The organism is Rhizobium sp. B21/90 (assembly GCF_019355815.1).
Taxonomy (GTDB): Bacteria; Pseudomonadota; Alphaproteobacteria; order Rhizobiales; family Rhizobiaceae; genus Rhizobium; species Rhizobium rhododendri.
Genome location: NZ_CP072162.1, coordinates 3,006,390 through 3,029,340, shown reverse-complemented (window position 1 = coordinate 3,029,340; position 22,951 = coordinate 3,006,390). Strand labels below are relative to the sequence as shown.

20 protein-coding genes and 1 tRNA gene are annotated in these 22,951 nt (G+C 61.7%); 9 read left to right on the top strand and 12 right to left on the bottom strand.

Annotated features, from left to right (window positions below):
* The first annotated feature begins 374 nt into the window (after window positions 1–374).
* A complete protein-coding gene (locus J5278_RS14640) occupies window positions 375–902 on the top strand; it encodes a DUF4142 domain-containing protein (protein WP_209183130.1) in 528 nt (175 codons plus the stop codon).
* A 264-nt stretch (window positions 903–1,166) separates the two neighbouring features.
* Here the strand turns inward: J5278_RS14640 and J5278_RS14635 are convergent, their stop codons facing one another.
* The 6 genes from J5278_RS14635 to J5278_RS14610 all read right to left on the bottom strand — a co-directional run bounded on the left by J5278_RS14635 (window position 1,167) and on the right by J5278_RS14610 (window position 8,496).
* Window positions 1,167–2,261: an ABC transporter ATP-binding protein gene (locus J5278_RS14635; protein ID WP_307877458.1), complete on the bottom strand. Its 1,095-nt coding sequence runs from the start codon at window positions 2,259–2,261 to the stop codon at window positions 1,167–1,169.
* A gap of 17 nt (window positions 2,262–2,278) precedes the next feature.
* Window positions 2,279–4,231, bottom strand: coding sequence for a glycoside hydrolase family 127 protein (locus J5278_RS14630; protein WP_209183131.1), 1,953 nt, complete (start codon window positions 4,229–4,231; stop codon window positions 2,279–2,281).
* Window positions 4,232–4,262: 31 nt separating this feature from the next.
* Window positions 4,263–5,138, bottom strand: a complete 876-nt coding sequence (locus tag J5278_RS14625; RefSeq protein WP_209184067.1) for a carbohydrate ABC transporter permease — start codon at window positions 5,136–5,138, stop codon at window positions 4,263–4,265.
* Window positions 5,139–5,140: 2 nt separating this feature from the next.
* On the bottom strand, window positions 5,141–6,076 hold the full coding sequence (locus J5278_RS14620; RefSeq protein WP_209183132.1) for a carbohydrate ABC transporter permease: 936 nt from the start codon (window positions 6,074–6,076) through the stop codon (window positions 5,141–5,143).
* A gap of 66 nt (window positions 6,077–6,142) precedes the next feature.
* On the bottom strand, window positions 6,143–7,393 hold the full coding sequence (locus tag J5278_RS14615) for a sugar ABC transporter substrate-binding protein (protein WP_209183133.1): 1,251 nt from the start codon (window positions 7,391–7,393) through the stop codon (window positions 6,143–6,145).
* 47 nt (window positions 7,394–7,440) lie between these two features.
* Window positions 7,441–8,496, bottom strand: a complete 1,056-nt coding sequence (locus tag J5278_RS14610) for a LacI family DNA-binding transcriptional regulator (protein WP_257623369.1) — start codon at window positions 8,494–8,496, stop codon at window positions 7,441–7,443.
* A gap of 658 nt (window positions 8,497–9,154) precedes the next feature.
* On the opposite strand from J5278_RS14610, the gene J5278_RS14605 reads away from it, so the two are divergent.
* The 7 genes from J5278_RS14605 (at window position 9,155) to J5278_RS14575 (ending at window position 15,459) form a co-directional block, all read left to right on the top strand.
* Window positions 9,155–10,720, top strand: coding sequence for a GMC family oxidoreductase (locus J5278_RS14605; RefSeq protein WP_209183134.1), 1,566 nt, complete (start codon window positions 9,155–9,157; stop codon window positions 10,718–10,720).
* Between the two features lie 45 nt (window positions 10,721–10,765).
* Window positions 10,766–11,617, top strand: coding sequence for an oxidoreductase (locus J5278_RS14600; RefSeq protein WP_209183135.1), 852 nt, complete (start codon window positions 10,766–10,768; stop codon window positions 11,615–11,617).
* 49 nt (window positions 11,618–11,666) lie between these two features.
* Complete coding sequence (locus J5278_RS14595) at window positions 11,667–12,410, top strand: SDR family oxidoreductase (protein WP_209183136.1); 744 nt, start codon at window positions 11,667–11,669, stop codon at window positions 12,408–12,410.
* Window positions 12,407–12,853, top strand: coding sequence for an SRPBCC family protein (locus tag J5278_RS14590; protein WP_219258281.1), 447 nt, complete (start codon window positions 12,407–12,409; stop codon window positions 12,851–12,853). Before J5278_RS14595 ends, J5278_RS14590 begins: the two co-directional genes overlap by 4 nt.
* 82 nt (window positions 12,854–12,935) lie before the next feature.
* Window positions 12,936–13,856 carry a LysR substrate-binding domain-containing protein gene (locus J5278_RS14585; protein ID WP_209187354.1) on the top strand — a complete coding sequence of 307 codons (921 nt, stop codon included), beginning with the start codon at window positions 12,936–12,938 and terminating at the stop codon, window positions 13,854–13,856.
* A 35-nt stretch (window positions 13,857–13,891) separates the two neighbouring features.
* On the top strand, window positions 13,892–14,467 hold the full coding sequence (locus J5278_RS14580; protein ID WP_209183138.1) for an NADPH-dependent FMN reductase: 576 nt from the start codon (window positions 13,892–13,894) through the stop codon (window positions 14,465–14,467).
* Between the two features lie 503 nt (window positions 14,468–14,970).
* Window positions 14,971–15,459, top strand: a complete 489-nt coding sequence (locus J5278_RS14575) for a cupin domain-containing protein (protein WP_209183139.1) — start codon at window positions 14,971–14,973, stop codon at window positions 15,457–15,459.
* A 147-nt stretch (window positions 15,460–15,606) separates the two neighbouring features.
* Here J5278_RS14575 and J5278_RS14570 read toward each other — a convergent pair whose 3' ends face one another.
* The 5 genes from J5278_RS14570 to J5278_RS14550 form a co-directional block, all read right to left on the bottom strand.
* Entirely contained in the window at window positions 15,607–16,128 is a 522-nt protein-coding gene (locus J5278_RS14570) for an isoprenylcysteine carboxylmethyltransferase family protein (protein WP_209183140.1), read from the bottom strand.
* 249 nt (window positions 16,129–16,377) lie between these two features.
* On the bottom strand, window positions 16,378–17,385 hold the full coding sequence (locus J5278_RS14565; RefSeq protein ID WP_209183141.1) for an Atu2307/SP_0267 family LLM class monooxygenase: 1,008 nt from the start codon (window positions 17,383–17,385) through the stop codon (window positions 16,378–16,380).
* A 418-nt stretch (window positions 17,386–17,803) separates the two neighbouring features.
* Window positions 17,804–17,880, bottom strand: a tRNA-Pro gene (locus tag J5278_RS14560).
* 165 nt (window positions 17,881–18,045) lie between these two features.
* Entirely contained in the window at window positions 18,046–19,530 is a 1,485-nt protein-coding gene (locus J5278_RS14555) for an esterase-like activity of phytase family protein (protein WP_209187355.1), read from the bottom strand.
* A gap of 211 nt (window positions 19,531–19,741) precedes the next feature.
* Complete coding sequence (locus J5278_RS14550; protein ID WP_247749010.1) at window positions 19,742–20,110, bottom strand: hypothetical protein; 369 nt, start codon at window positions 20,108–20,110, stop codon at window positions 19,742–19,744.
* Window positions 20,111–20,380: 270 nt separating this feature from the next.
* Between J5278_RS14550 and J5278_RS14545 the strand changes: the two genes are divergently transcribed.
* On the top strand, window positions 20,381–21,424 hold the full coding sequence (locus J5278_RS14545; protein ID WP_247749011.1) for a LacI family DNA-binding transcriptional regulator: 1,044 nt from the start codon (window positions 20,381–20,383) through the stop codon (window positions 21,422–21,424).
* Between the two features lie 42 nt (window positions 21,425–21,466).
* On the opposite strand, the gene cysN is transcribed toward J5278_RS14545, so the two are convergent.
* Window positions 21,467–22,951 (bottom strand): sulfate adenylyltransferase subunit CysN, encoded by a 1,485-nt coding sequence (cysN, locus tag J5278_RS14540; protein ID WP_209184070.1) that lies wholly within the window; start codon window positions 22,949–22,951, stop codon window positions 21,467–21,469.

The following is a 22,951-nucleotide window of genomic DNA, read 5'->3' as shown; positions in this document are numbered from 1 at the left end:
ACCCGGTTTCTTGGAGCGGCGGTCCTGTCTGAAGAGCCCTCGACCCTGGGAGGCATTCAGCAGTCCGTCGCGGCGACAGATTGAACGCCCGATGCGGTGTGGGTCGCTTTCTGCGATCCCCGGATACCAAGCTCGGACGGCGATGCGATCACGAGAAACGCCATAGCCTGGTTGGGAACGGCGTGGTTCCTCGGTGGCAGAAAGCGCATCACATTTTTCGTGGCGCGCATGTGAGCACGGCAAACCTCAAGATGTCCTATCGGTTCCGCGTCTGTCCGGTATCGCTCAAAAGGGGTCGTAAGGCACTTGCCGTCCGGCCAATCGGGAACGCCTGAGCCAAAAGCACGTTAGCCAGGGCAAATGGAGGACTACAAATGAACAAGATAATTCTCACCGCAGCGCTTCTCATGGTTTCTACCTCGGCCTTCGCTCAATCGGCTGCCGAAAGCACAGGCGTCAATTCGCTGATGGGCAATGCTCCGAAGACGGAAGACTTTGTTACCGAGGCCGCCACCAGCGACATGTTCGAGATCGCGGCGAGCAAGTTGGCTGTCGAAAAGGCCGATCCCGCCACCAAGGCCTTCGCCCAGCAGATGATCGCCGACCACACCAAGACCTCGGCCGAGATGAAGGCGATGGTCGATTCCGGCAAGGTAAAGGCTGCAATCCCGACCGCCATGACGTCATCGCAGCAGGGCATGATCGACAAGCTCAACGGTCTACAGGGCGACGACTTCAACAAGCAGTACCATTCCGACCAGGTCGCGGCCCACAAGGACGCCGTCGACCTCTTCAAGCGCTACGGCGACGGCGGCGACAATGCCGACCTGAAGACGTGGGCGACGACGACACGCCCCGCATTGGAGCATCATCTGATGATGGCGCAGGACCTGAACAAGTAAGCTACGGACAGGGCGGCGGACACTCCGTCGCCCGTTCACCGTTGCGATGTAAAGTTTGCGGACGGTGCCCCAATGCCCCTACCGACAAGAGCGGCGAGCCTAGACAGCAGACTATCAGAGGTCTGAGCGGGCCTCTCCTGGTTGAAATGTCATCAAGGCAAACGAGCCGAGCGGCATGCCCAACAATTTCCGCTTATGGGCATGAAAGCTCTCTGAATTGCCGCAGGCACTCCGGTGCATCTGATCTCCATAACCGCAGCTCACTCAGCCGTCGCTACGGACCCGTCTGCCGTTGGCATCGAACAAGCGCGCATCCGATGGATCGAACGTCACTGTAATCGACTGCCCGACCTTGGGCGCCGGCCCCCGACCGCCTTGGACGACCAGGGACACGCCCGGCTGAACCTGCCCGTAAAGATAAGTCGCACCACCCAGGAATTCCGTAAAGTCGACGGTGAGACTGAGGCCCGGCTCGGCGCCGCGGCTTAACCGCAGATGCTCTGGTCTTATGCCGAACTGCAGTTCACCGTTTGCGGGGAGGCTAGCAGGTGTCGCGAACGGCAGGCGCTGGCCGCCGATCAGGAGCGAGCCGGCCTCGCAGCTCGCCGGCAGGATGTTCATCTTGGGGCTGCCGATAAAGCCGGCAACGAACAGGTTGTCGGGATCGTTGTAGAGGTCGAACGGGGAACCGATTTGTTCGATACGGCCAGCTCTGAGAACGACGATCTTGTCTGCCAGCGTCATGGCTTCGGTCTGGTCGTGTGTGACGTAGATCATCGTGTTGCCGAGTTGCTTGTGCAGCCGTGCGATCTCGATGCGCATGCCCACCCGCAATTCGGCATCGAGGTTGGAGAGCGGTTCGTCGAACAGAAAGACCTTGGGATCGCGCACGATGGCTCGACCGATAGCAACGCGTTGGCGCTGACCGCCGGAGAGCTGTCCAGGACGGCGATCGAGCAAAGGAGACAAATGCAGAATTTCGGCCGCCGCCTGCACCATGTCGGCGACTTCCTTCTTCGGCCGATGCGCCATGCGCAAGCCAAAGCCCATGTTCTGGGCGACGGTCATGTGCGGATAGAGCGCATAGGACTGGAATACCATGGCAATGCCGCGATCCGAGGGATCGGCATCCGTGACGTCGCGTCCGCCGATGAGGATTTCGCCCCGGCTTGTCTCCTCCAGTCCGGCAATCAGCCGCAGAAGCGTCGACTTTCCACATCCGGACGGCCCCACGAACACGACGAATTCGCCGGCCGCAATGGAAAGGTCGATGTCATGGATGACGTCGACCGCGCCGAAGCTCTTGGAGACGCCCCTCAGATCGACGCCGCTGGTCTGGGCTGAAAGGTGAGATGCCACTCTCATGTCCACCGCATTCATCGACCACCCTCCGTCCGGATCCAGACCAGCATCTCTCCCGCCGCGCGATTGTCCCACAGATGATATGGAACCGCCCGGATTTCCGCCTCCTTCCGGCGAGGCGGCCTTTCCGTGTAGAGGCTTTCGCCAGCGGCCACTTCGCGCAGACCGGTCGTTACAAGTGCCGGGATGCCACCAAGTGCGTTCACGGGCTCGCAGCGAAAGCGACTTTTCGGCTGAAGGACGAGGGAGTTCAGGTTATCGCCGTTGTCAACGCCCTCAAGGCAATAGACCAGCGGGCCCCGCTGGAGCGCCACCCGTCCCTGGTCGACCCCCGCCTTCGGGTGCGCGTATAGTTGCTGTACCGGCATCTCTAGATCGAGTTCCACAACATCTCCCGACTTCCAGAGGCGGGACAGCCTCGCATACCCCTTCTGCTCGACGGCAGCTCGGTCGACCGGCGCGGCGTTGACACGGATCGTCACGCCCGGTGACCAGGCCGGCAGGCGCAGGGAAAGAGTGAATTCGGCCGGCTGCTGCGGCTCCAGCGTCAGCCGGATGGCGCCATCCAGGGGATATATGGTTTCCTGGCGGATACGAACAGCCGTTCCTGCCGTCTCCAGATCCGCAATGCCCTCGCAGTAAAGATGCACGGCGATTTCGTTTTCCGACTCGCCGTACATGTATGTGCCGACCGACGCTACCAGCCGGGCGATGTTCGGCGGGCAGCAGGGGCAGCGATGCCAGGTCCAGCGATGATGCTTGCCACGGCTTTCCAGCGGATTGTCATAGAAGAAGCGGGTGCCGTCGATGGAGAGACCGACCAGAGCACCGTTGTAGAGCGCCCGCTCCATGACGTCAGCATAGGCGCGATCGGGACCCAGCCCCAGCATGCGGCTGGCCCAGAAGACCAGCGCCACGGCAGCACATGTCTCGGCATAGGCCGTTTCGTTTGGAAGGTCGTAGTCGAAGGTCAGTCCCTCGTTGTGGGCAGAGGGGCCGAAACCACCTGTGACGTAGAGGTTCTTCTCGGTAAGGTGCGCCCAGATCGCCTCGAGCGCAGGTTTCAGACTGTCGTCGCCAAACTCGGTCGATACATCGGCCATCCCGGAGTAGAGGTAGGCGGCGCGCACGGCATGGCCGACCACATGGCGCTGCTCGCGCACCGGCACATGGCTCTGCGAGTACTCGTAGGTCGCAAAGTGATAATCGGCCGGATCCCGGCCCCGCGCGCGGGCTTCCCGGTCGTAATAGTGCTCGCCATCAGGCCGTTGGCCACGCTCGTTGACGAAGAAGCGGGCAAGCTCGAGATAGCGTTGCTCGCCGGTGGCGCGCCCGAGCTTGACAAGCGCAAGCTCGATTTCGGGATGTCCGCAATAGCCCGGCTTCTGGTCTTTTCCGGGCCCGAAGACGGTCGCTATATGATCGGCGTAGCGCGCCATGATATCCAGCAATTTGCGCTTGCCGGTGACGTGATAATAGGCAACGGCCCCCTCCATCAGGTGGCCGGCATCATAGAGCTCGTGGCAATCGCGCAGGTTGGTCCAGCGCTTGCCGGGTTCGATCCGCTGGTACCAGGAATTCAGGTAGCCATTCTCGTCCTGCAGTCGTCCATAGGCATCGACGATCTCGTCGATCCGGGCCTCGAGCGCGGCATCCGGCTTGTGCAGCAGCCCATAGGCGGCCGCCTCGATGCTCTTGCCGAAGTCGGAGTCCCAGAACATCTGGGTGCTGACAGTATCATTGCCCTGCTGGTAGGGAATGCGCAGCCCGGGGTTTGGCCTGTCCGGATCGACCTGGTCCAGCATGCCCGCTTCGATGCAGCGGTCGAGCAGGGTGTGCGCGGTGGCGGTTGCGATGGTTTCGATGCGGGGACCGAAGAAGCCGCCGACGCGCACCTGATGGACAGCGGGTGGGCGAAATTTTGCATTCTGGCGGATCGTGTCGGCGGCGGAGGAAGGCATGCTCATGATGTGGGTCCTCTGTTGGATTGGTGTGCGCCTATTTCACCGCGCCGGCCGTGAGGCCGCGGATGTAGTAGCGCTGGAGAGCGAGAAAGAGCAGCAGGCAGGGGATCATCATCACGGTAACGCCCGCCTGCACGGCGCCCCAGTCGACTGAGCCATAATGGCCGGAGCGCACGGCCGTAACGAGCACCGGAAGCGTGTAGCGGTCCTGATCGGTCAACAGCACCAGCGCTGCCAGGAATTCGTTCCAGGCGTTCAGGAAGGCGAAAAGGCCGACCGAAACGACACCCGGAAACACCAGCGGCCCCATGACATAGACCAGCGCCCGCAGTCCCTTCACGCCATCGATGCGCGCCGCCTCCTCGATCTCCTTGGGCACTGCGTCGAAGGCATTGCGCATCATGAAGACCGAGAAAGGCAGCTGCAGCGTGACATAGATGAGGACGAGACCGCTCAGCGTATTCTGCAGCCCGAGCTTGGCGAGGATCAGGAACAGCGGTGTCAATATGGATTGAAACGGCACCATGATCGTCGACAGAATGAGAACGAAGGCCACCGCCTTGAACGGAAAGCGGAAGCGCGAAAATCCGTAACCGGCAAAGACCGAGACCACGACGGTGAGCAACGCCGTGGCGACGGCGACGAAAAGGCTGTTGCCGGCGTAATGCAGGATGCCGGCGCCGAAATCCTCCAGTCTCCCGTAGTTGCCAAAGCCAAGTCCCTGGATCGAAAGCAGCCCATTTCCCGCCATGGCGGGCGGTCGGAACGATGCCAGCAGGACAAGCGCAATCGGCGCCAGAAACAACAGTGCAACGAGCAGGCAGGTGGTGTGAAACAGGACTCCGTAAAGCCAGGCATTGCCGCGTCTGCGTGCCGGCGCAAGCTTTATTGCGTGAAGCGTTGCGGTCATCGTCATCGCGCGGTCTCCCTGTCACCCAGCAGTCGCAGCTGGATCACGCTCAGCACCACCAAAATGGCAAGCAGCACCATCGACAGCGCCGCACCATAACCGAGACGGAAGGACACGAAGGACTGGCTGAAAATCCAGTAAACTGCGGTGATCGTCTTGTTCTGCGGTCCGCCGGCAAGAATGATGTAGAATTGGTCGAAGGCGAGCATGGAGCCGGACACGCACAAAATGAGTGCAAGGGCAAAGGGACGGCGCACCAGCGGCAGCGTAATGAAGCGGAACCGCTGAAGCGCGTTCGCGCCGTCGATCCGGGCGGCCTCCGTGAAGTCGGCCGGAATGGAGTGCAGTCCGCTCATCAGGATGACCATGTAGAAGCCCGCCATCTTCCAGATCACCATGGCGGTGACCGACCAGAAGGCGGGTGCAAAGGTGGCGAGAAGGTTCACGCGGCCATCCGTGAGCCCCAGCGCCTCGGCCAAAGGGGAAAACAGTCCGCTGTCGACATTCGACAACCAGCTCCACAATAGGCTCGCCGAGGCGAAACCGATCACCACCGGCAGAAAAAACGCGGTACGATAGAAGCCGGCGAACGGTCGTGGCTTTTCCACCAGGAGGGCCAGCGCAAAGCCGACCAGCAGAAGGCCGATCGTGGCTGCGATGGTGTAGCGGATGGTGAAGGCGAGCGCGTTCCAGAAGTTGATGTCGTTCCAGAGCGCCTTGTAGTTGGCAAAGCCGATCCAGCGCGGCACGCCGATCAGCGGCCAGTTGTGCAGCGACATCCAGGCGGTCATGCCAAGAGGCACGAGAAAGAAGACGAGGACCAGCGCCAGCGCCGGAGCCACGTAGAGAAGTCCCATCCAGTCGCGACGCGGCTTGCGCCGAGGACGCAGAGAGGCATTGGGCGCGCCGCTTGGCGTCGCCAGAGTATTGACTGACATCGGTCTGGTCCTCCGCTGATATCCATGCAGCGGAGCCTCACGGCTCCGCCTTTCAGGATCGAGCCTTCAGGGCGCGGTGTCGACGATCGACTGCATGGCGCTCTGCGCGGCCTGGATCGCCGGTTCGATCGCATCCGGTCCACCGAAGAAGGCCGTGTTCAGCATGGTGATCCATGGGCCGTTGGCGGAGTTGATCAGATCGTTAAACACAGTGGAATAGGGCGTCCGGCCCTTGGCCATCGCGTCGGCAGCAATCAGATAGCGTGAATCGAGGCCTGCCAGCGCTTCCTTGGCGATATCGCTACGGATCGGCAGCGAACCGTTGCGGGCAAGCAGCTTCTGGCCGTCGAGCGAATAGGAGAACTCGAGGAACGCCTTCACCGCCTCCATTTTCTTGGTCCCCTTGGAGACGACAAAATTGTCGCCGCCGGCAAAGGAGGAGGAGCCGCCGTCCTTGCCCGGAAGGGGGGCGACGCCGTATTCGAGATCTGGACTTTGCGAATTGAGCGCGCCGATGGCGAAGGAACCGGACGGCGTGATGCCGATCTTGCCGGTGGCGAAGGCAGAGAAGAAATTCGCCCCCGTGTCCGTTTGTGCGCCTGCCGGAATGAGCTTGTCTCTTGCCATGCCCTGATAGAAGGCGATCGCATCCCGCATCTGAGGCGTATCCAGCGTAACCTTGCGGCCATCGGCGGAGAAGATGTCGCCGCCCGACGCCCATATGAGCGGCGTGAAGGTGAAGATATTGCAGCCGCCGCAGTTGCCGGAGAAGTAGAAGCCTTTGATATCTCCCCCGAGGGCATTGACCTTTTCCGCATCGCTACGGATTTCCGCCCAAGTCGCCGGCCCCTTGTCGGGATCGAGACCAGCCTGCTTGAACAACTTCTTGTTCCAGATGAGCACCGAGCCATCAGCGGAGAACGGCACGCCATAGATGCGGTCGTTGTAGGTCCCGACTGAAATGTGCGCCTTCGACAGAGCGTTGAAATAGGGCAGGGACTTTGCAAAATCGGTCAAATCCTCCAATTGACCGGCCGCGGCAAAGGCGGGCGTGTAGATCAGGTCGAGCGATAGGGCATCAGGTGCCGTCCCGCCGGCCGCTGCCACGGCGTATTTTTGCACGAGTTCATTGACCGGCACGATCTGCAGATCCGCGTGATGCTCCTTCTGGCTGTTGTTGAATGCATCGACGAGCTTCGGCATGAAGGTCGAGCTGTCGGACCGCGTCCAAAGCGTGAAAGTATCCGCGCTGGCGGATAGCGGCATAGCGAGCGACGCTGCCACAAGGCCGCTGAACCCCAATATCCATTTCTTCATTTCATTCCCCTCCCAGTTTTGCACCCGGCTTCGGGTGCGGTTAAATCCTATTCAGTCGACGGCTCCTCCGAACCGCACGATTGACGCACCTTCAAGCGGCACGGAAGACGGCGCTGCCCGGCCTCCACGGGCTTGCCGTCAATGAGATCAAGTAGCGTGACGCCAGCCTGGCGCCCCAACTCCTTGAGGGCCATATCGACTGTCGTCAGCGGCGGACGCGTGGCCGTTGCAAAAATCTCCCAGTTGTCGAAGCCGACGACGGCGATGTCCTCCGGCACCCTGACACCCGCAAGCGTCAAGGCGTCGATCAGCCCGCGGGCGATCTGGTCGTTGCCGCAAAACACGGCATCGGGCCGATCAGACACTGGCTTTGCAACGAGCAGCTGTCCGCTTTCGTAGCCAAAGCGTTCGGACCATTCGCCGGACAGCGCCGGGCCGAAGCAGGGGAGCGCCGCTTCGGAAAGTGCCCTCAACCAACCCTGTTCGCGCAGGCCGACGGCGCCAAAGCTGCGCGGACCCGTCACATGCGCAATGCGAGTGCGACCGAGGCTGACGAGATGGGCGACGGCCGCATGCGCGCCTCCCTCGTCGTCGGGGACAAAACCGATGGCGCCTGGAGGACAGGCCGCATTGACGTAGACGACAGGCATGTGAACGGCAGGAAGATCGACCGGCAGCACACGGTCGATACGCTTTCCGGAAACCACCAGCCCGTCGACGCGCTTGTCCTCCATCGCTTCCAGATTGAGCCGCACGCGCTCCGGATCGTCGTCAATGGCACACAGAAAGACCGACACTCCACGATCTGCCATCGCGGACGACAGGCCGGCGGCAATTGGGAGGGTAAAGCGACCGTATGTGTCATTGGTGAGAAGGCCAAGGGTGAATGAGCGCTGGTGAACGAGCGCGCGCGCCATGGCGTTCGGGCGAAAACCCATCTTCTGCGCGATATCCTGTATGCGTTTCCGGGTCTCGACCGTCATCCGGCCGCGCTCGTTTAGGGCCTTGGATGCAGTGGAAACCGATACGTTCGCAGCAAGCGCAACGTCTTTGATCGTGATGCGCGCGGCGACCTCTGTCCTGTCGCCGGACAACACTGCCACGCCTTTGCTATTTTCGTTCAATACCACCGGACATCAACATATCTGGAATGAAAAACCGTTTGCTCATTACAGAAAAACCGTTTTCTCATCTTTGGTCAAGCGCTTTTTCTCGTTCTTCATGACGTACGGGATTAAAACCTTCGAGCAATCTTGGCGTTGCCAGACGCGCCTATGCCGGAGCAATGGTTGCACAAGAAACGCACCGCAAACGAATTGCCGCTTTTCGGAAAGATACGAGGCGACATCTGTGGAGATTTCATCCAACTTGTGTAGCCATGCCCTCGGATGCATTGGGTTGCGGCTATGTCAAACGAAGCGTCTTGAGCGCGGTTATCCTTCGGATCGAAATAGCTGGCCTGTTCGTATGATCCAGTCTGTCCGCGGACATGCGTTGCCAGAATGTCCCGAAGATTTTGCCGTCCGGTAACGTGTCTCGCTACGTCGACCACCGTTGGGGCTGCGCCGGTTGGCGCGTGGGCCACACATCCATGGCTGATACGATCGTCCATGCTGTTGAACTTAGCTTCCGGGACCAGGCCGCTGTTGGCGCGCGCGGGCATTCGCTACTTCCCTGACACCGGAGTGAAGTGGCGTTGCAAGCGCCGACGGGCATCGGCCGAGGACGATTTGAGCAATGGCAATGACGCGGAGACGTTTCATGGGTGAAGGTGGCAAGGCAACGGCTGCCGTAGTAATCGGCGGGGGTGCTGCCCGGGCAGGCTCGCGACCGGTCGACGTCATCATCGTCGGAGCCGGATCTGCGGGATCCGTGCTTGCGACACGGCTCAGTGCCGATGCCAATCGTCACGTGCTGTTGCTGGAGGCAGGCCCCAGCTTCACACCGACGGGCTACCCGAAAAGCCTGACCGACGCCGGCACTGTCGGTACGCCCGATTTCGACTGGCACTACCACAGCGACGACAAGGAGAGGCTCGGCCATGATATTCCGCTGCCGCGCGGCCGGGTCGTCGGCGGCAGCTCGGCAGTCAACGGTACTGTCGCCATGCGGGCACGACCGTCAGATTTTGCGCGCTGGGCAGCGCGTGGAATTAAGGGATGGTCCTGGAATGAAGTGTCTGCCGCGTTCAAGGCGCTGGAGAACACCCCGACCGGCGACAGCGCCGTGCACGGTCGATCCGGTCCTTTCCCGATCAGGCAGCGCATCCTTAGCGAACTGACGCCGTCGTCGAGAGCGTTCGTCCAGGCCGCCCGCCACCTTGGCCTTGCCGATGTGCAGGATTTCAACAGCGACGCTGCGGACGGGGCAGGGGCATACCCGCTGAACGTCATCGACGAAATGCGGATGAACACGGGCATCGTCTATCTGACGGCCGAGGTCCGTGCCCGTCCGAACCTTGCGATCCGCAGCGGGTCCGAAGTGGACAACCTTGTCTTCAGCGGTCATCGCGCCACCGGAGTTCGGTTGGTCTCGGGAGAAGTCCTCACAGCAGGCGAAATCATCCTTTCGGGCGGGGCGTTCGGAAGTCCGGCCATTCTACTTCGCTCCGGCATCGGTCCGGCCAGCGATCTGCGTGCTCTGGAAATCCCGGTGCTGGCGGATCTGCCGGTGGGCGCACGTCTCCAGGACCATCCGTTCTTCTACAATGTCTACGCCCTGAAGGCTTCGGAAAAGGCCATGAGACCTGCGGCCGGCGCGCTTGTCTGGACGGGCTCATCGTCGTCGGTCGGCGGCGAACTCGATCTTCCGGTGTCCGCCACGCACTTCATCGACCCGAAGATCAGCGCCACCGGTGGAGCGATCGTTCTTGCCGCCGCCGTAACCCTACCACGGTCCATTGGCTCCTTCCATCTGACGTCGCGCGATCCGCACATCGCGCCGCGCATTCACTACAATTTCTTCGACGATCCCAGCGATCTCGACAGGATGGTGGAGGCGGTCAGACTCTCCCGCGAGATCGGCAGAACCGCGCCCTTCACAGGCATGGTTGACCACGAGATGGCACCGGGGGTTGGCGTCCAGAGCGACGCGGACCTGCGCGCCAACATCGTCGCCAATATCGCGGCCTACCAGCACCCGACATCGACGGTCCCGATGGGGCCGGACACAGACGACACCGCAGTCGTCGATGCCTTCGGGCGCGTGCGCGGGTTCCAAGGCCTTCGTGTCGTCGATGCCTCCATCCTGCCGGACATTCCATCGGTTCCAACCAACGTCACCACCATCATGGTAGCCGAGCGGATCGCCGCCCGCATCCTCGCCTAGCTCCGATTTTCCTCCGTTTCAGACCCCCTCAGAAGGACGCCTCCCATGTCGCAGACAACATCCAGGAACTGGCTGATCACCGGCGTATCGTCGGGCCTTGGCCGCACCCTTGCCGAAGCCGCGCTGGCGCAAGGCGATCATGTCGTTGGCACGGTTCGCAAGGCCGCCAACAAGGCCGAGTTTAAGGCTGTCGCACCGGGCCGCTCGTCTGCCGTCGTCCTCGACGTCACCGATGTTGCTTCCGTGGATGCCGGGCTCGCTGAGGCGGCCACCCTGTTCGGTGGCCGGATCGACGTCCTCGTCAACAATGCCGGATGGGGGATGCTGGGCGCGGTCGAGGAGACCAGCGAGACCGAGGCGAAGGCGGTGTTCGACACCAACTTCTTCGGCCAGCTCAATGTCTTGCGGGCGGCACTGCCGATCATGCGGGCTGCAAGAACCGGTCACATCGTCGCCGCATCCGCCGTCGGCGGGTTTACGGGCTTTGCCGGGCTTGGGGTGTACTCTGCGGCAAAGGCTGCGGTCGACATCATGAACGAGGCTTTGGCGCAAGAGGTCGCGCCGTTCGGCATCAAGGTGACGATCCTGACGCTGGGCATTTTCCGCACCAACTTCGCCTCGTCATCGCTGAAGCATGTCGGCCAGACGATTGCCGCCTATGAGGACAATCCGGTCGGCAAATTCCGTGGCTTCATGGACCAGATCGCCGGCAAGCAGCCGAACGATCCCCAGCGCGGTGCCGAGGCAATCCTTAAGCTCGTCGCTTCCGAAAATCCGCCGCTGCATCTAGCCCTTGGAGAAGACGCGGTCGCGGTCATGGAACGCAAGATGGCGTCGATGAAGAGCGATATCGATGCCTGGCGCGAAGTCAGTGTATCGGTCGTGTTCCCGAAATAACCAAACAGAACGTCTCGCCGATCACTCGACTTCACCCAGGAGCATTCCCATGACATCCCTAAAAGGCAAGGTGGCGCTGATCACCGGTGCATCGCGTGGCATCGGCCGGGCGATCGGCGAGCGTCTCGGACGCGAAGGCGCGACAGTGGCGATCAACTATCGCAGCCGTCCCGAGGAAGCGGCGGACGCGGTTCGGGCGGTCGAGGAGGCCGGCGGCGTGGCGCGCGCCTTCCAGGCGGACGTTGCCAACACGGCAGACATCGGCCGATTGTTTTCGGAGGTCGATGCTGCCTTCGGTGGCCTCGACATCGTCGTCGCCAATGCAGGACTACCGTTCATCGGCGTGGCAGTCGTTGACGTCAGGGAGGAGGATTTCGATCGGATCTTCGGACTGAACGCCAAGGGTTCGTTCTTCGTGCTTCAGGAAGCGGCCAAGCGCGTACGCAACGGCGGACGGATCATCGATATTTCGACATCGACAACCGCGTTCACGGCACAGGGGATGGGGCTGCATGCGGCTTCGAAGGCCGGATCGAAGCTGATTGTGGAGGTCCTTGCGATTGAGCTCGGCCATCGTGCGATCACGGTCAACTCGGTCATGCCCGGGGCGACCAACACGGAGTTCATCAAGGATGCGCCGCAGGAAGAGCGTGACCGTATTGCTGCCGGTTCGCCGCTCGGACGCCTTGGCGAGCCCGACGAAATCGCCGATGTCGTCGCCTTCCTTGCCTCCGATCAGGCGCGCTGGCTGACCGGGCAACACATCCTGGCGAACGGTGGAGCGAGGGTATGAGCAAGAGCTATGTCGCCGTCTACACCGCCACCATCGGCACAAGCCCGGAGCGGATCTGGGCTGTAGTCCGCGATTTCGCAACGGTTGCGTCGTGGAACCCCATTGCCTGCGAGAGCCGTCTGGTGGGCAAGGGCGAAAGGGAGCTGATCACGGCCGACGGAACGCTTGTCCGCGAGCGGATGATCAAATGTGACGACGATGCCCGTCATCTCACCTACCAGATGGTGACATTCCCCATCCCCGTTACCGAGCAGACAAACCAGATCCTTGTCGTTGCAGGCAAATCTGAAGACGAGACGAGCATCCGGTTCGAGGCGTCGTTCATTCCGGCCGACGGGGTGGATTCGAATGTGATCCAGGGCATCAATCTTTCAGCGTTTGCGTCGGCATCTGAAGGTCTTGCCCGTCATTTGGGGGTTGCTCTGGTGAGAGCGTCTCTCTAATGCTGGTTGTGGTCTCTCTAGAATGGGGCTCTCGAACACGGGTCTTGGCGGGATGTCCGTCAACCTGCTGAAGGACTGTCTAGTGCTTGACCTGAATGACGTCCGCTACTTCGTTCAGGTTGTCGACAGCGGAGGGCTGACAGCTGCAAGCCGTAGCACGGGTATTCCGAAGTCGACCCTGAGCCATCGGCTCCAGCAGCTCGAGGCAGGCCTGGGTGTGCGGCTGGTCAACCGAACGTCACGGGCGCAGACTCTGACCGAGGCGGGTTCCTCATTCTATCGCCACGCGCTTGTCATGCTCCAGAGCGCAGAAATGGCGGAAAATTCGGTTCGCCAAAGGCTGGATGAGCCGACGGGGGTCGTCAAGTTTACCACGGCGATCGCGACCTCCATGTATGTCCTGCGCCATATCATACCGCAGTTTGCGATCGATCATCCCAAGATCCAGCTCGTCCAGCACACGGGCGACGAGCAGACCGACATCATCGGCGGCGCCTTCGACCTGGCGATCCGGGCCCACGAGGGACAAATGACCGACTCGGCCCTGGTGCAGCGTACATTGTCTCCGGCACCCTGGTTCATCTTCGCGGCTCCCAGCTATCTCCAGCATCGCGGTGAGCCGATCACGCCGGACGATCTTTTGGAGCATGACCTTCTGGCGATGTATCGTCCCGGGCAGGCGACCGTCTGGAAGCTCAGCCATCCCTTGATGGGCGATCGCTCGCTTGCGGTCCGACCCCGGATGGCGGGCAATGACCTGATGATGCTGAAACAGGCGGCGGCGGACGGGATCGGCATCACGGCGCTTCCGGGGTACATTTGTCGGGAGGAATTGCTCGAGGGAAAGCTGCAAAGGGTGATGCCGGAATGGCTGGCGGGCAAGGCGGTCATCACGGCGGTATTGCCTTTCCGGGATTATGTGCTGCCATCGGTGCGTGCGTTTCTAGATTACCTCATCATCGAGCTGCCCAAAGTGGTCAACCCGGATCCCGGCTCACCATAGTTCGCCATTTGTCAGCAATCTCAGTCGGAGCCCTCATGTCCCAGTCCAAGTCGCTGCACTTCGTGACCCTTCTCGGAAGCCTGCGTCATGGCTCCTACAATGCCGCCATCGCACGCGCCCTGCCGTCCTTGTCCCCCGACGGTGTGACGATCGCAGCGCTTGGTTCGATCGGTTCGTTTCCGCTCTATGACGAGGATTTGGAGAAGACGGGGTTCCCGGCCGATGTGATGGCCATGGGCGACACGATCCGTCTGGCCGATGGCGTCATCATCGTCACGCCGGAGTACAACTACTCCGTCCCCGGCGCTCTCAAGAACGCTCTGGACTGGCTTTCGCGTCTCCCGAACCAGCCGTTTGCGGGCAAGCCAGTGGCGATCCAGACGGCGTCACGCGGCATGCTGGGCGGCGTCCGCGCCCAGTACCATCTCCGACAAATCCTTGTGTATCTGGATGCAGCCGTACTCAACAAGCCGGAGGTGATGATCGGGCATGTCCCCGGCAAGGTCGATGGAGAGCCGCCCGAGCTCACCGATGAAGAGACGCGCCAGCACCTGTCAAAGCAGATTGCCGCATTCGCGCACTTCTCTGAAGGTACAAAGACCAGCATTTAATCACCTTCATGAAACTTTAAGATGTCTGTCTTGCCGCGCTCATCGGAACGAGGGCTTTGATCGTTCATCTCCTCGGACATACCGTCTTGGATAGGCAGGCTAATCATTCCGTCAGATTTCTTTAACTGAGAGAGACCGATCCAAATTGAGAGATCGGGCCATCAGCTTTGAAATGGATGATCAGGCACATAACCCAACGGTGCATGCTAAAGCCCGTCGATCCCTCTAGCGGCAAGATCTACAGCAATGGCTGGAAGCAGCCGGGTCGCGGAACCCGGTCGAAGGCCTGCGGCAAAGTGCTTGCGGCGGATTTCTCTATGCCGCGCTCATCAGTCCAGGGGGTCTGAGCCTCGACGTCTTTCTCAAGGGGCACCGATGCCTGTTGCGAAACGCGCGGGTCGTCGAGTTCTTGGAGAATTAAGCAAGCTCCAGCGGAATAACCAGCTGCCTTTCAAAACCGAACCCGGGGCCGGAATTGCCCCATAATCACCGAGGATATGAATATGAAACCGACATACGTGCATCGCGAAAAACCCGATGCCTACCTGTTCCTTGGCGTCGTCATGCGCGTGCTCCTCACAAGCGAGGACACGGGTGGGCAGTTTACAATGATCGAGGGGACGATGCCGCCCGAGGGCGACGGCGGTCTCCACGTTCATCGCGACGAAGACGAGAGCATGACACTCCTGGAGGGCGCGCTGGACGTGACGGTCGGGGACGTCAACTTCCGGCTGGAAGCGGGCCAGTCGTATTTCGCCCCGCGCGGCGTCCCGCACAGGTTGCGAAATACGGGTACGCTTCCCGCCCGAGGTCTCCTCGTGACGACGCCGGGTGGCTTCGATTCCTTTGTCGCACGAGCGGGCATTCCGGTTCACAACGGAGTGGTGCCGATATTGCCGCCACCTTCGCCTGAAGGGATGGGAGCGCTTCTCGAATTGGCGGCCCAGTACGGGATTACAGTTCTGGAACCGCCGGCGGGCCTTCCTTCCTGAAGTCGCTCCGAGAGCTTGCCGGGCATTCGTGCCTGGCAAGCTTTCGGGTTTTGACAGGCACGGCACCAATCGACCCCGCATGGGTTTTGATGTCCGCTTTTGAGCTCACGCTCTGAAGCACATGGTCGGCGCGCCCGTCCCCCGACCTCAATACGCCGAAAACCGCGATCTCATTGCCGCTTCCTCCTGGACGATGCGGATGATCAGCGGGATGGCGTAAAACGGCAGGCCGGCAGCCAGGGTGAGGGGAGCGTTCATGAGCAGAGCGAAGCCGATCAACTCCGGCAGGATATTCAGGAAGTAATTCGGATGTCGCACCCACCGGAACAGCGCATGGGTGACCAAAACGTGCTCACGGGCAATCAGGAGCTTCACCGTCCAGAGGGGGCCGAGCAGCCGGACCACGACCACCAGCGCTACGACCCCGATCGTATACAGAATGACGCCAATCCAGAAGGCGGCGTCAATGGGGTGCGCCTGGAAGGCACCTTCTGTCATGGCGCTGATATAGAAGGCGATGTGTGCGAGCGCCAGGATCGCTGTATTGCGCGCACCGATCTCCACGGCACCCTCTCGCTTCAACGCCGCCTCGTGGCGAAGCGATACGACGAGCATGGCGACACGGAAGGCAACCGCAACCATGCAGAAAATGATGAGACCCAGGGGCATATGAAATCCTTTCAATTGAGCGTCTTGCCGATGAACGCAACACCGGCGAAACCGGTGGTCGCTGCCCGAAGGCCTGCCTCAAGCCGTCTGCATGAGAAGGCACGGTCGCCCGGCAATGATACGCAGTGTGAGCCGAATGTTGGTGGGGGGCAGGATGACGTTATAAACCTTCAAGCCCACGGCTGCGTATTGCCGCGGCTTGATCGCGCGCCGGGTCGTCAATGTGTCGGGTGACGGGACACCTGTCGTTCAAGTGGACAGGCGCGGTTTGACCTCGCGACCGAGCAGTTCGATCGACCGCAGCATCGCCGGCTGGTCGCTCGCTGCAGAACTCATCTGGAACGTCAGGCGGTCGATGCCACCCAGTTCCTCGGATGTCTGCCGGATCTTGGTCGCCACCGCATCGGGATCACCGACGAGGAACGCTCCACCGGGACGAACCAGGTTGTCGAACTGGGCGCGGGTCGACGGTGGCCAGCCCCGCTCGAGGCCGATCTTGGTGAACATCGCCTGCCATCCGGGGAAGAACCGATCCTCCGCCTCGCGCTGGGATTCTCCCACGAAGCCAAGGGCATGAATACCGACGCGCAGTGTTTCGGCGGTGTGCCCGGCGCGCGCTCCGGCCTCCCGGTAAAGGTCGACCAGCGGTCGAAACCGCCTGAACTCGCCGCCGATGATTGCAACCATCAGCGGAAGGCCCAGCAGGCCGGCTCGAACGAAGGATTGCGGCGTGCCACCCACTCCAAGCCATATCGGCATCTTTTTCTGCGCAGGTCGTGGGTAGACACCCTGGCCGTCAAGCGGAGCACGGAAACGGCCGGACCACGTCACATTCGTCTCGTCGCGCAGGGCAAGCAGCAGCTCCAGCTTTTCTTCCGACAGTGCGTCGTAATCCCTGAGGTCAAGACCGAACAGCGGATAGGCCTCGATCGAGGATCCCCGGCCCACGACGATTTCTGCCCGTCCCCGGGAAATCAGGTCCAGTGTCGCAAACTCCTGGAAGACGCGGACAGGGTCGGCGGCGCCGAGCACCGTCACCGCGCTCGTCAGGCGGATGGATTTCGTCCGGGCCGCGGCTGCGGCAAGGATCACGGCAGGTGCACTGTCGAGATAGTCGCTGCGGTGGTGCTCGCCAATGCCGAACACGTCCAGTCCTGCCGTATCGGCCATCACGATCTCGTCGAGCAGGAACCCCATACGGTCCATATCGCCGACGCCAGGGACGGTCGCGGCAAAACTGTCAATTCCGATTTCCAAGATGTAGTCCCTTCATGCGCAACGTCGATGGATTGGAGAAGCGATCTTAGGCGATGACACCCGCCATCGGAAGGGCGACCGCCGGGACGCACCGTCCAACACATCGGACGCAGGCGATTTCCCGATAGCGTTCATGCATGTCGCGCCAGGGGGATCCGACCTCGAACATGCAGCATGCCCTTTAAGTATTGTCGATTATCGCGCGCAGGCCGCGACTTCCTCCCACGCTCTGCGGGCAAGGCCGCCGCAAGCCAAAACCGCCTCCTGGAAACAGCCTTGAACAAAGCCCAGCGTGATTTAGGAAGCCAATTTGCCGAAAAGGTCTAGTACACCGACTGCAAAAATAATGACTGTCGGAACCAGCATCTAAGGGTCAAAACGCCTAGAAAAATTCGGGAAAAAACATTTAAAATCAAACTGGTCGGAGTGGAGTGATTCGAACACTCGACCCCCACGTCCCGAACGTGGTGCGCTACCAGACTGCGCTACACTCCGTGACCAGTGGCGCTTACTTAAACCAGCCGTTTTGGTTAGACAAGGCCGAATCTTCGGGGCGCTGTTTTTTGGATGGTCAGGCCGATTTGGCGCTCGGCAACAGGCACGACATCGCTTTGTGCGAGGGGCAGGGTGGGCGCGATATGGGCCCACCCTGGCAGGTGGCTACTTCTTTGCGAGGCCCGGCAGAGTGACCTGGAAGACCTGGAACATCGTGTCGACATCGGCGCCGCCTTCGCCCTTGTAGGCGGCTCCGACCTGGTAGCCGTCCTGTGTCAGGAAGTCGTTATCGTTGGCGACAAACAGGAAGTAATCGTCGGGGAGTTTCGGGTCGAGGACGCTGGCGAGCGACATGGCTTCCCATTTTTCAGAGAGGTTGTTGCGGTCGTTCGGTGCGCCGTTGTGGAGACCGAAGCGGGCAAGCTGCGCCTCGTCGTTGAGGTCGATGAACGGCGTGCGCTTGGCCGGCGTGACGGACGGGTCGAGCACGCCTTTCGGTGCCACCGGCTTGTCGGCGTCGAAGGCGGTGCCGGCGATATCGGTGGCGGCGGAGACATCCACGAGGTCGATGGCGCGGTGCAGCGACTTGTCGCCCTTGACGCCATAGCCGTTGTTGCTGTCGCGGGCGAGCATCAGAAATGTGGTCGGCGACAGCGCGACGATCTCGCTCTGGGCGGCCACCACGGTCTTGCCCTTGGCATCGGTGAAGACGGGCAGCGGCACGACATATTCGTGCACCAGTTTCAGATGGTCGACATCGCTCGCGTCATAGAAGAGGGCGCGCGTGTTCTGGCGCGTGCTGCTGCTGTCGCCGCCATCCTGGCGCGTGGCTGATTGCAGCACGGCGATGACAGTCTTGCCATCCGGCGTCATCGCCATGCCTTCGAGGCCCTGATTGTTCTGCCGTCCGGTCTGCGGATCCTTGGGTTCCGGTGCCTTTTCGCCCGGGCCGGGATTGTTCGAGGCGAAATTCGGCTTGCCGTCACGCATCGGGATCAGCGCTGCCGGCGGCTGCGTTGCCGAGACGAGCCGGCCGTCTGCCGAGAAATGATAGATGTTCGGGCCGTATTCGTCGCTGATCAGCATCGAGCCGTCGGCAAGGCGGGCGATGGCCTCGTTGTCGAGGGAGATCTTGCCGTTGGACGCCTGCGGCAGCATCGGCAGCGTTGCGCTTGCCGGCCGCACACCGGCTGACGGATCGAGACCGGTCATGTCGGCGCCCTTGTCGTCTTTCAGAAGCATGGTGCTGGCGAGCGTCGCTACCACGCCGGATTGTTCCTTGCCCGAGGCAGGGGCGGCACCCGGCGCAGTCGGCGTCATCTGGATGTCGATGGTATTGAGGCGGGGCCGGTAATCCGTCGTGCCGCTGACATTGTATCCCCGGTCCGGCAGCAGCCAGAGCTTGCCCTTGTAGCCCTCGGCCGTGCGCGTCCAGGTGGCGGGGTCTATCGCCATGCCGGAGCCGGAGCCGAATGTCTCGCCGAACGAATCCCGCTGGCTGGCGGGAATGCGGCCGATACCGACGAGGCCCTTGTTGACGAGGGTCTGGCCAGCGGCCGGCGCGGTATCGTCGGCGCGGCCCGGAGCCACGGCAAAGGCCGTCAGGAGGGCTGTCGAAAGCAGGATCGTCTTCAATACCGGGGTCTTCATCGCAATATCCTCCATCAATGATCGGCACCGCATCGGTTGCGGCTTCGGAGATGGAGCTGTCTTTTTCAAGAGACCGACAAAGCCCCGCCACCGTCTGGGGACGGTTTATGGCGGCAACATGATAGCTGGATGACAGGTTTTGGAATGTTGATATCACAACCCATGCGGATTGTTCTGCAAGCGCGATGGCGCGGCCGCAGATACCAGTCGCTCAGTCCGTGGCGCTGCGGCGGAAGACCGAAGGTAGGCGCGTCCTGTCGATGACCGCGCCAAGGGCAACGCCCCACATGCCGCTCGCCATGTTGACGATGATGTCGAACGGGCGACCGTCATTGCCGATGGTCAGCACATGGGCCAGACCGAGCGCACTGACGGTGGCGATCATCATCAGGAAGGCAAAGGATGGTGAGTCCGGGTAGGCCAGTCGTGCGAGGCAGCCTGCGATGCACAGCGCGACGATGTGGTAGATGTTGAAAGGATTGCCAATCTCGGCCTGCCAATTCACATGCGCCAGCGTCAGCGCGACGAGGGCTGCGATATAAATCCAGACGCTGAATTTCAAAACGCGATTGGTGTCCATGAGGAGAGGATATATCAGCGACTTGAGGCAAGACTAGCATCGGCACCGCTATATCAGCCCTTTCGGGTCACACAAATTGTGTACGCGCGATATAAATGTCGAAACAAATATAGGATGTTGAGCCATTCTGCGGGCGGAATTCCGCCATGCTTCGGATCTTGCGCCGCCTCAGGGTGATCCACCCCCGTCAGGCTTCGTAGAGAAAAAGGTAAGCCGAGCGTGAGTGCAAGGTACGGCCGCAAGGTCGGGATCACGAGGTCAGGAGCGTCGTTGCAGGACAGCGTTGGAATGGAGCCAGGCACCAGGCGGAACAAGCGGACCCGGGTCAGGCTCAGGGACGTGGCGCAGAAGGTGGGTGTGAGCCCCATCACCGTGTCCCGTGTGTTGCGTGCACCCGATAAGGTCTCCGCAGAATTGCGCGAAAACATCCTCCGGGTCATCGATGACATGGGCTATGTGCCCGATCTGGCCGCACGGGCACTCGCCGGCCGACATAGCGGCATCATCGCGGTTCTTGCCCCGGCGATCAACAGCCAGATCCTCTCCGATGTCATGAGTGGCATCGAAGCCCGCGTGCGCAACACCGGCCTGCACACGCAATATGCCAATACGGTGTACAGCGGCGGCGAGGAGACGGGCCAGATCCGCAACCTCCTGACGCAGAACCCGGCCGGCATCCTTCTCGTCGGCACCGAATGCTGCGAGCGGATTGCCCCGACCGTTATTTCGGCGACCTGCCCGGTATCCTACATCATCGATCACAGCCAGAAGCCCGAAGAGCCCATGGCTGCGGCCATCGACCACGAGGCCGTCGGCGAGGCAGCCACGCGTCATCTTGTGTCCGCCGGTTATCGCCGCATCGGCTTGCTCGGCGGCTACCTCGATGTCCGGTCGAACCGGCGACGGCAGGGTTACGAAAACGTGCTGCAGGCAGCAGGCATCCACGATCCGGACCTGATGCTCATGGAGGATGAACCGACCAGCGTGGCCCTCGGTTGCCGGTTGTTCTCAGAGCTTCTGGCGCGGGCGCCCGATGTCGATGCGGTGCTCTGCCAGAACGACGATCTGGCGCTCGGCGTGCTGTTCGAATGCCAGCGTCGCGGCATCAGCGTGCCCGGCGATCTCGGCATCTGCGGCATCAACAATCTCGAATTCGCAGCCTCCTCCCATCCGGCCATCACGACCGTCGATATCCCGCGCTTCGAACTCGGTTTCGAGGCCGCCGACTTGCTGATCCAGGCGATAGGCGGGGGGGAAGTGGCCAGCCGGCGCAAGCTGGGCTTCAAGCTGCTCGTGCGTGGAACGACGCGGTAAGGGGTGAGGTCAGGGGCGCGCCACCTGCCTTGTGCAGTTCTATCAGATGTCGCTTGCTGCGTCAGACCAGAGATCGGCTGCCTCTGACGCAGTCATCCGGCGGATTTTTGCCTCGTCCCGACGGCTGGCGAAGAGGTCGCTTGCCATGATCTGTTCGGCAAGGTCTGCCGGCAGGGACAGGAGCACGCGCGTCTGGTCCGGATCGTAGGCGCCGAGGTCGGCGCGCTTGCCGGAGATCATGCCGCCGGCCACCGTGTTGTTGGTGTCGGCATCGATCAGGATGAACGCACCCGTCGAGCGGCTCTGCTCGTAGGGATCGAAGATCGCCAGCTCGTCGAAGATCAGCTGGACCTTGCCGATGGCGTTCATCGGCAGGGCCTTGGCGGGGTTCCAGGCTCCGCTGACCAGTTCCAGCTGGCTGACGGGGAGCACCTGCACCCGCTGGCGGCGGCTGCCGCTCTTCAGCCAGTAGCGCTTGCCGGAGTGAATGCCTTCCGGCTGCAGCGCGACGATCTGCGCATCGAAGGAAAGGCCGACCTGCGGCTGGTGGTCGATGGCAACGATCATGTCGCCGCGCGACACGTCCACCTGCCGGTCGAGAACTAGGGTGATCGCATCTCCCGCCACCGCCGCATTGCGCACCAGGTCGAAGGTGACGATCTTGGCGACGTTGGCGACCATGCCGGACGGCAGGATCATCACGCTGTCGCCGGGTTTTACCGAGCCGCCGGCAACGGTGCCCTGATAGCCGCGAAAGCTTTCGCCGGGCCGCGACACACGCTGCACGGACATCCGGAAGCCGACCGCCTGCGACGAGCGAACCGTCGCCAGTTCCAGCGCCTCGACCAGCGTCGGGCCGGTGTACCACGGCATGGATGCCGCGCCGGAATAGACAACGTTTTCGCCCTTCAGCGCTGACATCGGGATCGTGGTGATCTGCCGGACGCCGAGCGTCGCGGCGAATTCCTTGAAATCATGGGCGATCTTGTCGAAGCCGGCGCGATCGTAGTTGGTGAGGTCGATCTTGTTGATCGCCAGCACGAACTGCTTGATGCCGAGCAGCGAGGCAATCGTCGCGTGGCGGCGCGTCTGCTCCAGAATGCCGACGCGGGCATCGATCAGCAGGATGGCGAGATCGGCCGTCGAGGCCCCCGTCGCCATGTTGCGGGTATACTGTTCGTGGCCGGGCGTGTCGGCGACGATGAAGGAGCGGTTGTCGGTCGCAAAGTAGCGATAGGCGACATCGATGGTGATGCCCTGTTCGCGCTCGGCCTGCAATCCGTCCAGCAAGAGCGCGAAATCGGGCAGCCCGAGGTCGTTCTGCTTGCCGGTGGAGTCCCGGCGCAGCGTTGCGGCCTGGTCTTCCTTGATGGCCTTGGTGTCCCAGAGCAGGCGGCCGATCAGCGTGGACTTGCCATCGTCGACGCTGCCGCAGGTGATGAGACGCAGCGGGCGGGTGTCGCGCACGGCTTTCAAAGGCTCGGCCGGGGCGAGATGGACGACGTTTGCGGCACTGGCGACAGTCAT

Coding starts and splice junctions, on each gene's coding strand:
- J5278_RS14640 (WP_209183130.1), top strand. CDS start 375: ATGAACAAGATAATTCTCACCGCAGCGCTTCTCATGGTTTCTACCTCG.
- J5278_RS14630 (WP_209183131.1), bottom strand. CDS start 4,231: ATGAGCATGCCTTCCTCCGCCGCCGACACGATCCGCCAGAATGCAAAA.
- J5278_RS14625 (WP_209184067.1), bottom strand. CDS start 5,138: ATGACCGCAACGCTTCACGCAATAAAGCTTGCGCCGGCACGCAGACGC.
- J5278_RS14620 (WP_209183132.1), bottom strand. CDS start 6,076: ATGTCAGTCAATACTCTGGCGACGCCAAGCGGCGCGCCCAATGCCTCT.
- J5278_RS14615 (WP_209183133.1), bottom strand. CDS start 7,393: ATGAAGAAATGGATATTGGGGTTCAGCGGCCTTGTGGCAGCGTCGCTC.
- J5278_RS14605 (WP_209183134.1), top strand. CDS start 9,155: ATGGGTGAAGGTGGCAAGGCAACGGCTGCCGTAGTAATCGGCGGGGGT.
- J5278_RS14600 (WP_209183135.1), top strand. CDS start 10,766: ATGTCGCAGACAACATCCAGGAACTGGCTGATCACCGGCGTATCGTCG.
- J5278_RS14595 (WP_209183136.1), top strand. CDS start 11,667: ATGACATCCCTAAAAGGCAAGGTGGCGCTGATCACCGGTGCATCGCGT.
- J5278_RS14590 (WP_219258281.1), top strand. CDS start 12,407: ATGAGCAAGAGCTATGTCGCCGTCTACACCGCCACCATCGGCACAAGC.
- J5278_RS14580 (WP_209183138.1), top strand. CDS start 13,892: ATGTCCCAGTCCAAGTCGCTGCACTTCGTGACCCTTCTCGGAAGCCTG.
- J5278_RS14575 (WP_209183139.1), top strand. CDS start 14,971: ATGAAACCGACATACGTGCATCGCGAAAAACCCGATGCCTACCTGTTC.
- J5278_RS14570 (WP_209183140.1), bottom strand. CDS start 16,128: ATGCCCCTGGGTCTCATCATTTTCTGCATGGTTGCGGTTGCCTTCCGT.
- J5278_RS14555 (WP_209187355.1), bottom strand. CDS start 19,530: ATGAAGACCCCGGTATTGAAGACGATCCTGCTTTCGACAGCCCTCCTG.
- J5278_RS14550 (WP_247749010.1), bottom strand. CDS start 20,110: ATGGACACCAATCGCGTTTTGAAATTCAGCGTCTGGATTTATATCGCA.
- cysN (WP_209184070.1), bottom strand. CDS start 22,951: ATGACTGTCGCCAGTGCCGCAAACGTCGTCCATCTCGCCCCGGCCGAG.